This is a genomic window from Rheinheimera sp., from assembly GCF_965283995.1.
GTDB lineage: Bacteria > Pseudomonadota > Gammaproteobacteria > Enterobacterales > Alteromonadaceae > Pararheinheimera.
This window is the reverse complement of sequence record NZ_CBDIQG010000001.1, coordinates 1,894,874-1,906,827: the sequence shown is the minus strand read 5'-3', so window position 1 is coordinate 1,906,827 and position 11,954 is coordinate 1,894,874. Positions and strand designations below refer to the sequence as shown.

The window sequence follows — 11,954 nt, the reverse complement described above, 5'->3', positions numbered from 1 at the left end:
CAGGAACATCAGAATGAAGCCACTTCGTTTATCGCTGCTCAGTGCAGCGGTTGTCTGTGCTGTTGCGCCAGCATGGGCCGATCCGACGCAGCCTTTGCAGGGCATTCGTGATAACAGTGCCCAGTTGCTGGCCTTTACCGGTGCTGTGGTGCATACCGAACCCGGTAAAACACTGACGAACGCCACAGTGTTAGTGCAAAGCGGCAAAATAACCGCAGTCGGTACCGATCTAAAGATCCCTGCCGGTTTTCAGCAAATTAACGTTGCCGGTTATCACTTGTATCCGGGGTTTATTGATCTTTACAGTCAGTATGGCGTGGAAAAAGCTGCTGCCGTATCGCACGGAAGTCTTAGTGATGGCCCTATGTATCAAAACGCCCGCAAAGGCGGGAACGCGGTAAACGCTGCTATTCATGCTGAACAGCGCTGGGCTGATACATTTAGCCCGAATGCCGATGACGCCAAAGCATTGCAACAACAAGGTTTTACTGCGGTGCAGTCGGCGCGGCAGGACGGTATTTTCCGCGGCCAGGCCCTGCTTGCTTCGACCGGCAAAGGTTTACCGGGTGAGCTGATTTTAAAAGCCGATGGTCAGCATTTTATGTCATTTGATCCGGGTAGCTCAAAACAGAGCTATCCGTCATCGTTAATGGGTAGTATCGCGCTTGTGCGGCAGACGCTGGCGGATGCGCAGTGGTATCAGCAGGCCTATGGCAAGACAGACTGGCGATTATTCCGCGAACCGGCTCCTTTTAATGCTGCCCTGGCAGCGCTTGGCCAGTTGAATCAAAGTGGTCTGGTGTTTGAAATCAGCAATGAACGCAATTTGTTGCGTGCTGACAGCTTATTAAAAGAATTTAATCTGCCGAAAGTCGCGCTGGTCGCTTCTGGTTATGAATATGTGCGCGCGGCGGAAGTGAAGAAAACCGGCCGTAACCTGATTGTTCCGGTGGCCTATCCTGCTGCTCCCGCTGTCGGCAAACTCGATGACCAGCTGGATGTCAGTCTGGCAGATTTACGTCATTGGGAACGCGCACCTACCAACCCGGCTGCGTTGGAAAAAGCCGGGGTTAATTTTGCGCTGACTACCCATAAACTCGATGACAAAACCAAGTTCTGGCCGAATGTGCGCACTGCCATCAAATATGGCCTGAGCACAGAAAAAGCGTTGGCGGCATTAACTACTGTGCCGGCTGAACTGATTGGCATGCCGGGACAGCTCGGTCGCATCGCCAGCGGTTATCAGGCGGACTTAGTCGTCAGTAAGGGCGATTTGTTTAAAGACGGTGAGATTGTGGCCACCTGGAACCGTGGTGTCGAAACGCAGTTTAAACCGCTGCAAAATGCCGATGTTGCCGGCGATTATGCGCTGAACATCGCGGGCAAAGCCTTAACACTGAACTTAAGCGGTGCTTTGGGCAAAGTGGAAGGCAAAGTTGTTCCCGTAGCAAAAGCAGGCGAGAAAGACGCTGATAAAGAAGCCAAGCTGGAAAATCTCAGTGTTGACAAGCAACAAGTGCAGTTTGGTTTTAGCCTGAAAGATCTGGAAGCTGGTGACGGTGTAGCGCTGTTTAGCGGTTCGATGGCCGGCAATCTGTTGCAGGGCACGCTGCAGCTGCCGGATGGTAGTCAGCAGGCGCTGACCTTAAGCCGTCAGGCGGCAATTGCAAAAGCCGACGAGAAAAAAGCCGATGATAGCAGCTTGCTGTCGCAACTCAGCCTGCCGAATCAGGCCTATGGCCTGACCAATGCGCCACAACGGCAAAACGTACATATCAAAAATGCGACGGTCTGGACTTCCGATAAAGCCAGTAAGCTGGAAAACACCGATGTGATTGTACGCAATGGTGTCTTTACCGACATTGGTAAAAACTTAAAAACGCCTTCTGGTTTTGTCGAAATTGATGCGACCGGCATGCATGTCACCGCAGGTATTATCGATGAACACTCGCATATTGCGATTGAATCCGGTGTTAATGAAGGTTCTGACGCGGTGACTTCAGAAGTCCATATCGGCGACGTATTAAACCCGGATGATATCAATATCTATCGCGGTTTAGCTGGTGGTACCACCACTGCGCAATTATTGCACGGTAGCGCCAACCCGATTGGCGGTCAGGCCCAGGTGATCCAACTGCGTTGGGGTGTGTCACAAGAAGCGCTGAAATTTAAAGCGGCGCCACCGAGTATCAAGTTTGCGCTCGGTGAAAACGTCAAACAATCGAACTGGGGTGATAATTACACCAGCCGTTATCCGCAAAGCCGTGTTGGTGTAGAAACCACTATTCGCGATGCGTTCCAGGCCGCCAAGGAATACAAAGCCGCCTGGGCTGCTTATGACGATTTATCTTCGTCTGAACAGAAACGCACTGTGCCGCCACGCGTCGATTACCGTCTGCAAACGCTGGTGGAGATCCTCGATAACAAACGTTTTGTCCATACGCACTCATATGTCGCTTCAGAAATTCTGATGCTGATTAAGCTGGCCGATGAAACCGGCTTTAAAGTCACGACTTTCACGCACATTCTGGAAGGCTACAAAACTGCCAAAGAGATGGCGGCACATGGTGCCAGCGCCTCGACTTTTGCTGACTGGTGGGCCTACAAAATGGAAGTGAAAGACGCGATCCCAACCAACACTTGTCTGATGGCCGATCAGGGCGTCGTGGTGTCGGTAAACTCGGACAGCCCGGATTTACAACGCCGGCTGAATCAGGAAGCGGCAAAGTCGGTGAAATACTGTGGCATGTCGGAAGAGGAAGCGCTGAAGATGGTGACCATCAATCCGGCGATCCAACTGAAAGTTGACCAGAAAGTCGGTTCTATTGCTGAAGGGAAACAGGCTGACTTTGTGTTGTGGTCAGAGCATCCGTTGTCAGTCTATGCCAAAGCGATGCAAACCTGGATTGACGGCACCAAATACTATGATCGCAATGTCGATATGGCGCTGAATGCTGGAATTGAACGCGAGAAGCAACAGCTGATGCAAAAAGTATTAAAAGCACCGGAAGATCGTAAAGCGGGTAGTGGTGGTGAAATGAAAAAACCAGAGCCAATCTGGCACTGTGAAGACAACGGCGATTATCTGGATCTGGCCTTTGGCCGGGTGTCAGCTGCGCATCAACACACTCATCAGCACAATCAGCAACACTAAGCAAAGGAGCTTCAGATGACTTTTAAAATGAACAGCCTGTCGCTGCTTTGCGTAGCAGCTTTCGCCGCACCGGCACTGGCGACCTCGATAGTACCTGCAGCGGCGCAGCAAGGTGCTGTCCTGCTGAACGATGCGACTTTACATACCGTCAGTAATGGCGTGCTGGAAAACACCGATCTGCTGATTGTCGACGGTAAAATCGCCGCGATCGGCAAAGATCTGGCTGCACCTGCCGGTGGTACCGTGGTTGAACTGCAGGGCAAGCATGTCTATCCCGGCCTGATTGCACTCGCCAACCAGCTGGGTTTGGTGGAGATTGAAGCGGTCCGGGCCACCGACGATACCCGTGAAGTGACAGATACGAACCCGGACGTGCGGGCGCAAGTTGCCTATGATGCGCAATCGGAAGTGATCCCTACTGTGCGTTCGAACGGCATCAGTTATAGCCTGGTGTTTCCGGCCGGTAGCCTGCTGATGGGCCAAAGCAGCCTGATGCAACTGGATGCCTGGAGCTGGCAGGATGCGACGGTTAAAGCCGGGGTGGCTTTGCATATCAACTGGCCTAATGCCAGCGTGCTGAGCTCGCCGTGGAATCCGAAAAAACCGGAAGAACTGGCCAAACAAAACGCCGAAGATTTACAAAAGCTGTATGACACTATGGCGCAGGCCAAAGCTTATGTTGATGCGAAAAATGCTGGCGCCATCAAAGCACTGGATTCGCGTTGGGAAGCGATGATCCCGGTATTCAGCGGTGAAAGAGCGGTCTTTGCTCATGCGGAAGATGCCCGGCAAATTCGTCAGGCGATTGCGTTAGCTGACAAATATCAGTTGAAACTGACCATTGTCGGTGGTCGCGACAGCTGGCGGGTGGCAGATGAGCTGGCGGCGCGCAAAGTGCCGGTGATTTTTGGCTCGCCATTTGGTATTCCGGAGCGGGATGACGAAGCAGTAGATACCGCTTACACCACACCGGCGAAGCTGGCCAAAGCCGGAGTGACGTTTGCCCTGGCGATTGGCAGCTACTGGGATAGCCGCAATCTGGCGTTTGGTGCAGGACAAGCAGTGGCCTTTGGACTTGATAAAGAACAGGCGCTGGCCGCTGTGACGTTAAATGCAGCGAAAATTGCTGGTGTCGATGACAAGCTGGGTTCTTTGGAAGTCGGCAAAGCGGGTACTGTTGTGGTGTCAGAAGGTGACATTCTGGATTATCGCAGCAGCAAAATCAGCCAGATGTGGATTGATGGCCGCGCAGTTGATTTAAATAACAAACAAAAAGATCTGCATCAGAAATACCAGCAACGTTATAGCCGGTAATTTTGTTGAGGTGTTTTGCTGAGAAAAGCGGCTTCGGCCGCTTTTTTTATGGGCTGCACGAGAGCAAGACTTCTTCTGGCCTTCACCGGAGGTTCGGGTGTTCGCCGGGCATGCAGCCAAGCAGTTGGCTGCACGAAACCCCGTTTTTACCCCCCCGACCACTTGTGTTTGTAGCCGAGTTTAGTGAGTTCTTGTTGGATGACTTCGCGTTTGTCGCCCTGGATTTCGATGATGCCGTCTTTGACCGCGCCACCGCAGCCGCATTTCTTTTTCAGCAGCGCGGCAATTTCGGCGAGTTTCTCTTCTGGTTCTGCGATACCGGCGATGGTGATCACGCCTTTGCCGTTACGGCCTTTGGTTTCGCGTTTGAGGCGTAAGCAGCCGTCAGCAAAGGCATGTCCTGTCGATTTTTCCGCTTTAGGCGCTTCAATGCGGCCGCTGTCAGTGCTGTACACCAGGCTGTCGCCGGTTGGTGTTGCTGGTTTTGCCGTGGACTGGCCACCTAATTGTTGCTGCCAATCGGCTAACGAAATTTTTTTCGAACTCATCATCAGTTCCGTCTTGTGGTGTGCTGTTGTTCAGCCGGGAATCGTGGCAAGATAATGCAACACAAGGCGCACAGCAATGCTTCCGTTTTATTCTTTACGGTTGCTGGCGTAAACGCTGAATTTCCCCGCACGGTCTTGGATTTTTGCCTTATTCTGGTAGACTGCGGCGGCACTTTTTAGAAATCTGGACGGCTATGCCTATTCAATCTTATCTTTCTCGTTGTGGCTTCAGTGCAGATGCCTTTTCCGCTGACTTTTATCAGCAAGTGACCGATTTCCAGCAGCAACTGGCGACATTAACGCCGGCAGCTGAGGTGAAATGGCAGTTCCGGGTGCCTGAGCTTGGCGAGGGCGGCAGTTGTTCGTTGTTTGGTCAATTGGCGGATGAGCCCTATGACTTAACCCCCATTCTGGGCGGGCAAACAGATGCTAACCAACAGTTACTGGCCAAAGCCACCGCCATCGTACAGTTTTATCAGGCCAACAGTGCCAGTCACTGGTTTGGGGTATATCAGCGTAGGAATAACCCTGCTGGCGAAACGGTGTTGGTGAAACTGGCTTATTTTGGCGCAGAAAGCCGGGCTGAGTTTCCGCTGACCGCTGAATTCGCCGCCATCAGCAATAACAGTACCGTTGGTTTGTCAGGCCAGGGCCGGATCATCAACGACGTCGCGGCTTATCTGGCGCAAGGTGGCGAGTATTACACTTGTGACCCAAAAGTGCAGGCGGAAGCTTGCCTGCCATTGGTTGACGCCAACGATGCCGTGCTCGGCATCATCGATTCCGAAGCCTTTACCCAGAATTTATTTGCTGGCAAAGAACTGGCGCTGCTGATCGCAGTGGCGCTGACCTTGCCCGCGCTTTTGGCCTGAGAACATCAGACCACAAGGCCATAAGGCTGAGGTTATGCTTCAGTCACAGAATTATTAACAGTATCAGCAACAGTAACAGGTGAGCACTTTATGTTTTCTCGTTTACAGCCGGTAGCGACAGATCCGATTTTGGGTTTAATGGCCGCTTACAAAGAAGATCCGAATCCACTGAAAGTTGACCTCGGTGTCGGTGTCTACAAAGACGAAGCGGGCCATACGGCTGTGCTGGAATGCGTGAAAAAAGCTGAAAAATTGCGGTTGGACCTTGAAGACAGCAAAACTTATATCGGCATGGCCGGTGATTTGAGTTTCAACGCCCATATCGAAAAACTGGCGTTTGGCCCGCATAAGGTGTTGCTGGAAGGCCGCACCACGACTGCACATACCCCAGGTGGTACCGGTGCACTGCGTGTCGCTGCTGAATTTATCAAAAAAGCCAATCCGGATGCGACCATCTGGGTCACCAACCCAACCTGGGCCAACCACATTTCGATGTTTCAGGCCGCTGGCCTGAAAGTCAAAGAATACGCCTACTACGATTACGACACCAAAGGCCTGAAAGAAGATGCGATGTTTGCCGACCTCGCGACTGTGCCGGCCGGTGACGTGGTATTAGTGCACGCTTGTTGCCATAACCCAAGTGGGATGGACCTGAACTTCGCGCAGTGGCAGAAATTTACCGCGCTGGCTAAAGAACGCGGTTTTACGCCGTTAGTTGATATGGCGTATCAAGGCTTTGGTTTGGGCCTCGATGAAGACACGCAAGGTTTACGTTATTTGGCGAACGAAGTGGAAGAGCTGATCCTGTGTACGTCCTGCTCGAAAAACTTCGGTTTGTATCGCGAGCGGATCGGTGCTGTGTCTATTGTGGTCGACAGCAATAAAATGCTGGAAACCGCGCGGACCAATCTGTTAGCGGTGGTGCGCAGTATCTATTCAATGCCACCGGCGCACGGTGCCATTATCGTCAGCCATATTCTGGATAGCGCGGAACTGACCGCGTTGTGGCATCAGGAACTGGCGGTGATGCGTAACCGTATCAACGACTATCGTCAGCTGATCATCGACAAGCTGCAAGCAGAAGGCGTGCAGCAGGACTTCAGCTTCATCACCAAACAACACGGTATGTTCAGCTTCCTTGGCATCAACAAGGAACAAATCGAACGGCTGCGTAAAGAATTCAGTATTTATATGGTCGGTTCCAGCCGCGTCAGCATTGCCGGTCTGAACCATAGCAATATTGATTATTTTGCCAAAGCAGTCGCGACAGTACTGAAATAAGGTTGCGGTGACGCCTGTACAGGCCGTCGAAAACCCTGACAAAGGCAACTTAACGGTTGCCTTTGTATTTTATGCTGTTTAAGGTGAAGTGAATTCAAACAGAGGAGTGCGCAGGGTGCGAAGTTCTGCAGTAGGGGCATGGAAGCAGTTCAAGTCAGCGGTGTTGCTGAGTACTTTATGCTGCACTTTGCCGGTTGTTGCCGAGCCTTTGCGCGTAGTACTGGAATTATCGCCGCCACATCAAACCCTCGAAAGCGGCAAAGTCGGCGGCCTGACCACTACGGTCGTCGAGGCGATGCTGCGACATGCCGGTTTGACCCCCGTCTATGAAGTGTATCCCTGGGCCCGGGCATTTCGCATCGCCGCAACCACGCCGGATGTGCTGATTTACAATATGGCACGTACGCCGGAGCGCGAAGCCCAATTTGAATGGATTGGTATTGTAAACAGTTATAAGTTTGGCTTGGTAAAACTGCGTGAGCGCAAAGATATAAAGGTCAGCCAGCTGGCGGATATCAAACACTATGTGATAGGCGCGCAGCGCGATGACTTCTCTGCGGAGTGGCTCAGAGACGCGGCGAAGCAACCACCGAATAAGCTGGAACTGCAACCGGATGTCATCGAAACCTGGCGTATGTTGGTAAATGGCAAGCTGGATTTGATGATTGACGATCCGAAGGCAATTGACGACATGCTGGTTAAATACAATCTGGCGCGCCGTGACGTTGAATTTGTGATTTTCCCAAAAGAATTAGAACAACAGACCTGGATCGCACTGAAAAAGGGCTCGTCACCGGAATTAGTGCAACGGCTGCGTTTGGCCTATCAAAAGATAAAAAGTGACGTTGCTCATCAGAATGTGATGGGGCAGGTGGTCACCAAAACACATTAGCTTTTCCTGTCAGGCTATAAAAAACAAAAATCCCTGCTGTCGCAGGGATTTTTATACTGACGGATCCGTCGTTACCGTTTAAATCTTCTTGTACTTGATTCGGTGCGGTTCGGCAGCTTGGGCGCCGTAAGTCGCTTTTAACCAGGTCTCGTAGTCGGAATAGTTGCCTTCGAAGAAATTCACTTTACCTTCGTCACGGTAGTCGAGGATGTGCGTGGCGATGCGGTCGAGGAACCAACGGTCGTGCGAGATCACCATGGCGCAGCCCGGGAAATCCAGGATGGCGTTTTCTAAGGCGCGAAGTGTTTCCACGTCCAAATCGTTGGTTGGTTCATCGAGCAGTAACATGTTGCCGCCGGCTTTAAGCAGTGCCGCTAAGTGCACGCGGTTGCGCTCACCACCGGACAGTTCGCCGATAAACTTCTGCTGGTCGTTGCCTTTGAAGTTAAAGCGGCCAACATAAGCCCGGCTTGGAATAGTGAAGTTACCAATCTGCAGCATATCCTGACCGTTGGAAATTTCCTGCCAGACGGTATTTTTCGGGTTCATGCTGTCGCGGAACTGGTCGACGCTGGCCAGCTGCACCGTTTCACCGACTTCAATAGTGCCGGCATCTGGTTGTTCTGCACCGCTGATCATGCGGAACAGCGTCGATTTACCGGCACCGTTGGCACCGATAATGCCGACGATGGCGCCTTTTGGTACGCTGAAACTTAAATCGTCAATCAGTACGCGGTCGCCATAGGATTTGCGCAGGTTTTTCACTTCCAGCACTTTGTCGCCTAAGCGTGGTCCTGGCGGAATGAATAACTCGTTGGTTTCGTTCCGTTTCTGGAAGTCCTGGCTTTGCAGTTCTTCAAAACGCGCCATCCGCGCCTTGGATTTGGCATGGCGGCCTTTTGGATTGGTGCGAACCCATTCCAGTTCTTGCTTGATGGAACGCTGGCGGGCGTTTTCGGTTTTCTCTTCTAGCTGCAGACGGGCATCTTTTTGTTCCAGCCAGCTGGAGTAGTTGCCTTGCCATGGAATACCTTCGCCGCGGTCCAGTTCTAAGATCCAGCCGGCGACGTTATCGAGGAAATAACGGTCGTGCGTGATGGCAACCACAGTACCGGTGTAATCGTGCAGGAAGCGCTCCAGCCAGGCGACAGATTCAGCATCTAAGTGGTTGGTTGGTTCGTCCAGCAGCAGCATGTCTGGTTTTTCCAGCAGCAGGCGGCAAATGGCGACGCGGCGGCGTTCACCACCAGACAGCACCTTGATTTCGGCGTCCCACGGCGGCAGACGCAGGGCATCGGCAGCGCGCTCTAAGATATTGTCGAGGTTGTGGCCGTCTTTGGCCTGAATGATCGCTTCCAGTTCGCCTTGTTCGCGCGCCAGCGCATCAAAATCTGCGTTCTCGTCAGCATAAGCCGCGTACACGGCATCAAGCCGGCTGAAAGCGTTTTTTACGTCAGCGACGGCTTCTTCCACCACTTCACGCACGGTTTTGCTCATATCGAGCACCGGTTCCTGTGGCAGGTAACCAATGTTGATGCCGGCTAATGGTTTAGCTTCACCGTCAAACTCGGTGTCGACGCCGGCCATAATACGCAGCAATGAGGATTTACCTGAACCGTTTAAACCCAACACGCCGATTTTGGCGCCTGGGAAAAACGATAATGAAATATCTTTTAAAATCGTACGCTTAGGTGGAACCACCTTCGACATCCGATACATTGAATAAATGTACTGAGCCATGGTTGGAGCTGTCCCTTCAGGAAGAATGTTGCGAATTGTACGTCATTTTTTTCGCTGACGGGAACCTTGCACGCCGACAAAATCAATCCACAGTGAAAAAAATCCGATGCCAAGCAGCGCAGCTTCTGGGATAATCAGTTAAGCACTGCCGGACATTTCCGTTTCGGTAACACAACACAGGACTTCAATCATGGCTGAATATGCACACGATCCGGTATTTCAGGGCTTTATCGCCGAAGCGCGCTCAGAAGCACAAGTTTGGGTACTGACACATGGCGAAGATTTACTGGTCGTGGAATCAGTAGAATTTGAAGACACCGACGTAATGCCGTTCTGGTCAAATGAAGCTGCTGCTCTGGCGCATTGCAGTGAAGAATGGGCAGAGTACAAACCAGAAGCCATCCCGCTGGATATTTTCTGTGACGGCTGGTTGAAAGAAATGTACGACGACGGCGTATTGATCGGCACGAACTGGGACAGTGAATTAAATGGCCCGGAAGTAGAACCCCGCGAAATTCTCGAAGCGCTGTCTCAGCTGCAATAAGCAGTTGTCGCTATCCAGTCAACACCCGGCATTGTCCGGGTGTTTTGTTTTTGACAAGGACTCATTTATTCAGCATGCGCCGGGCCGTCACTGTGAGGGCTGGTTCCGGCAAAAAACGTCGTTACCGCGGCTGGTAATAGTGGTGGTGTCATGCTCAGGTCTTTACTGAATTCTTGCTGTAATAACTTAAACACTGCCAAGCGCGCCTGGTCTTTATCATTGGCATCTATCAGCTGCCAGGGCGCGTGTCGTGTCGAAGTACGGGTAAACATTTCGTCACGGGCCAGCACATAATCTTCCCAGCGCGCGCGGTTACGGATGTCTTCTGCGGTCAGCTTCCATTGTTTTGCCGGATCCTGATAGCGTTCGGTAAAACGTTTGAGTTGGGTTTCCGCGCTGATATCCAGCCAAATTTTCACCAGCACAAAGCCTTCTTGCTGCAAAGTCTGTTCGAAGGCGTTGATTTGGTCGTAAGCGCGTTGCCAGACCTCTGCTGCGGCCAGCTGTTCCACCCGTTCGACTAACACCCGGCCATACCAGGACCGGTCAAACACCGCCCAATGGCCTTGCTGTGGCACCCGTTGCCAAAAGCGCTGCAGCCAGTGTTGCGTGCGTTCCGGTTCATTCGGCGCATTGGTTGGCCAGACATGCAACCAACGCGGATCGAGGCACCAGCCCAGCCGGCGGATGATGCCACCTTTGCCGGCCGCATCCGGTCCTTCCAGCACGACCACAGCACCGCGTTGCTGACGGCTCATCGCCTGTTGTAACAACACCAGCTGATGCTGCAGCGCTGCCAGTTGATGTTCAGCATCCTGGCGTGAATTCTTTTTACCCGACATCTGGATTTCCTTGTCATAAAGCTCAGCCTGCAGTGTGGCAGAGATCGGATTTTTTTTCCGGATCAGTTTGATTACCACGCTATTGCAAATAAGAATGAATCTCAGTAACATTCAGCCAATTGAAAAACGGAGTGAAAACTGTTGTCGCGTGTTCTGCGTTGGTTACATATCTATATCTCGATGACCGTGCTGGTGGTGTTTGTATTTTTTGCCCTGACCGGCATCACGCTGAATCATCCGGACTGGCAACTACAGGCCGGCAAACAAAGCGACAGCCGACAGCTGCAATTACCAGCCGCATTGACTGGTCTTGAATTCAGCGCTGATCAGCTGCAGCAGGCAGAACAGGCTAAACAAATCGCTGATTGGTTGCGGGCGGAACACCAGATCCAAGGCGCCGTGTTTGCGTTTAGTTATGACCCGGATGAGCAACTACTTGAGCTCGACTTTAAACAACCCGCCGGTTTTGCCAATGCCCAAATTGCGCTGGACAGCGGGGTCGTGGAGCTTACGGCTGAGTTTGGTGGTTATCTGGCGCTGCTGAATGATTTGCACAAGGGCCGTTATGCCGGCACCGCGTGGAAATGGCTGATTGATGTGGTCGCCATCGCTTGTCTGGTATTTGCGCTGAGCGGCTTTTATTTATTGTGGCGCCAGCCGGCGCGGCGTTGGCTGGGTGTGCAATGTGCACTGACCGGCGCCGGTGTGATGTTGTTGGTTTATCTGGCGGCCCTGCATTAACAGGCTGTCTTTTTACAGAGGTTGGG

The 11,954-nt window shown here is 52.2% G+C and carries 10 protein-coding genes; 7 read left to right on the top strand and 3 right to left on the bottom strand.

Annotation, left to right across the window (positions count from 1 at the left end; translation table 11 throughout):
* Positions 1-13: 13 nt before the first annotated feature.
* Positions 14-3,154: an amidohydrolase family protein gene (locus tag ACQ66Q_RS08780; protein ID WP_430456442.1), complete on the top strand. Its 3,141-nt coding sequence runs from the start codon at positions 14-16 to the stop codon at positions 3,152-3,154.
* A gap of 15 nt (positions 3,155-3,169) precedes the next feature.
* Positions 3,170-4,468, top strand: a complete 1,299-nt coding sequence (locus tag ACQ66Q_RS08775) for an amidohydrolase family protein (RefSeq protein WP_430456441.1) — start codon at positions 3,170-3,172, stop codon at positions 4,466-4,468.
* Between the two features lie 146 nt (positions 4,469-4,614).
* Here the strand turns inward: ACQ66Q_RS08775 and ACQ66Q_RS08770 are convergent, their stop codons facing one another.
* Positions 4,615-5,019: a translation initiation factor gene (locus ACQ66Q_RS08770; protein WP_430456440.1), complete on the bottom strand. Its 405-nt coding sequence runs from the start codon at positions 5,017-5,019 to the stop codon at positions 4,615-4,617.
* A gap of 191 nt (positions 5,020-5,210) precedes the next feature.
* On the opposite strand from ACQ66Q_RS08770, the gene ACQ66Q_RS08765 reads away from it, so the two are divergent.
* From ACQ66Q_RS08765 to ACQ66Q_RS08755, 3 genes are all read left to right on the top strand, one after another.
* Positions 5,211-5,888: a GAF domain-containing protein gene (locus ACQ66Q_RS08765; protein WP_430456439.1), complete on the top strand. Its 678-nt coding sequence runs from the start codon at positions 5,211-5,213 to the stop codon at positions 5,886-5,888.
* A 90-nt stretch (positions 5,889-5,978) separates the two neighbouring features.
* Positions 5,979-7,169 carry an aromatic amino acid transaminase gene (locus tag ACQ66Q_RS08760; RefSeq protein ID WP_430456438.1) on the top strand — a complete coding sequence of 397 codons (1,191 nt, stop codon included), beginning with the start codon at positions 5,979-5,981 and terminating at the stop codon, positions 7,167-7,169.
* Between the two features lie 115 nt (positions 7,170-7,284).
* Positions 7,285-8,061 carry a substrate-binding periplasmic protein gene (locus ACQ66Q_RS08755; protein WP_430456437.1) on the top strand — a complete coding sequence of 259 codons (777 nt, stop codon included), beginning with the start codon at positions 7,285-7,287 and terminating at the stop codon, positions 8,059-8,061.
* Positions 8,062-8,139: 78 nt separating this feature from the next.
* On the opposite strand, the gene ettA is transcribed toward ACQ66Q_RS08755, so the two are convergent.
* Complete coding sequence (gene ettA, locus ACQ66Q_RS08750; RefSeq protein WP_208932469.1) at positions 8,140-9,801, bottom strand: energy-dependent translational throttle protein EttA; 1,662 nt, start codon at positions 9,799-9,801, stop codon at positions 8,140-8,142.
* Between the two features lie 190 nt (positions 9,802-9,991).
* Between ettA and ACQ66Q_RS08745 the strand changes: the two genes are divergently transcribed.
* The gene (locus ACQ66Q_RS08745) at positions 9,992-10,345 is read left to right on the top strand and encodes a DUF2750 domain-containing protein (protein WP_430456436.1); all 354 of its coding nucleotides are present in this window, start codon (positions 9,992-9,994) and stop codon (positions 10,343-10,345) included.
* 65 nt (positions 10,346-10,410) lie between these two features.
* On the opposite strand, the gene ACQ66Q_RS08740 is transcribed toward ACQ66Q_RS08745, so the two are convergent.
* Positions 10,411-11,187: a polyphosphate kinase 2 family protein gene (locus ACQ66Q_RS08740; protein ID WP_430456435.1), complete on the bottom strand. Its 777-nt coding sequence runs from the start codon at positions 11,185-11,187 to the stop codon at positions 10,411-10,413.
* 141 nt (positions 11,188-11,328) lie between these two features.
* Between ACQ66Q_RS08740 and ACQ66Q_RS08735 the strand changes: the two genes are divergently transcribed.
* Positions 11,329-11,928, top strand: a complete 600-nt coding sequence (locus tag ACQ66Q_RS08735) for a PepSY-associated TM helix domain-containing protein (protein WP_430456434.1) — start codon at positions 11,329-11,331, stop codon at positions 11,926-11,928.
* Positions 11,929-11,954: the final 26 nt, after the last annotated feature.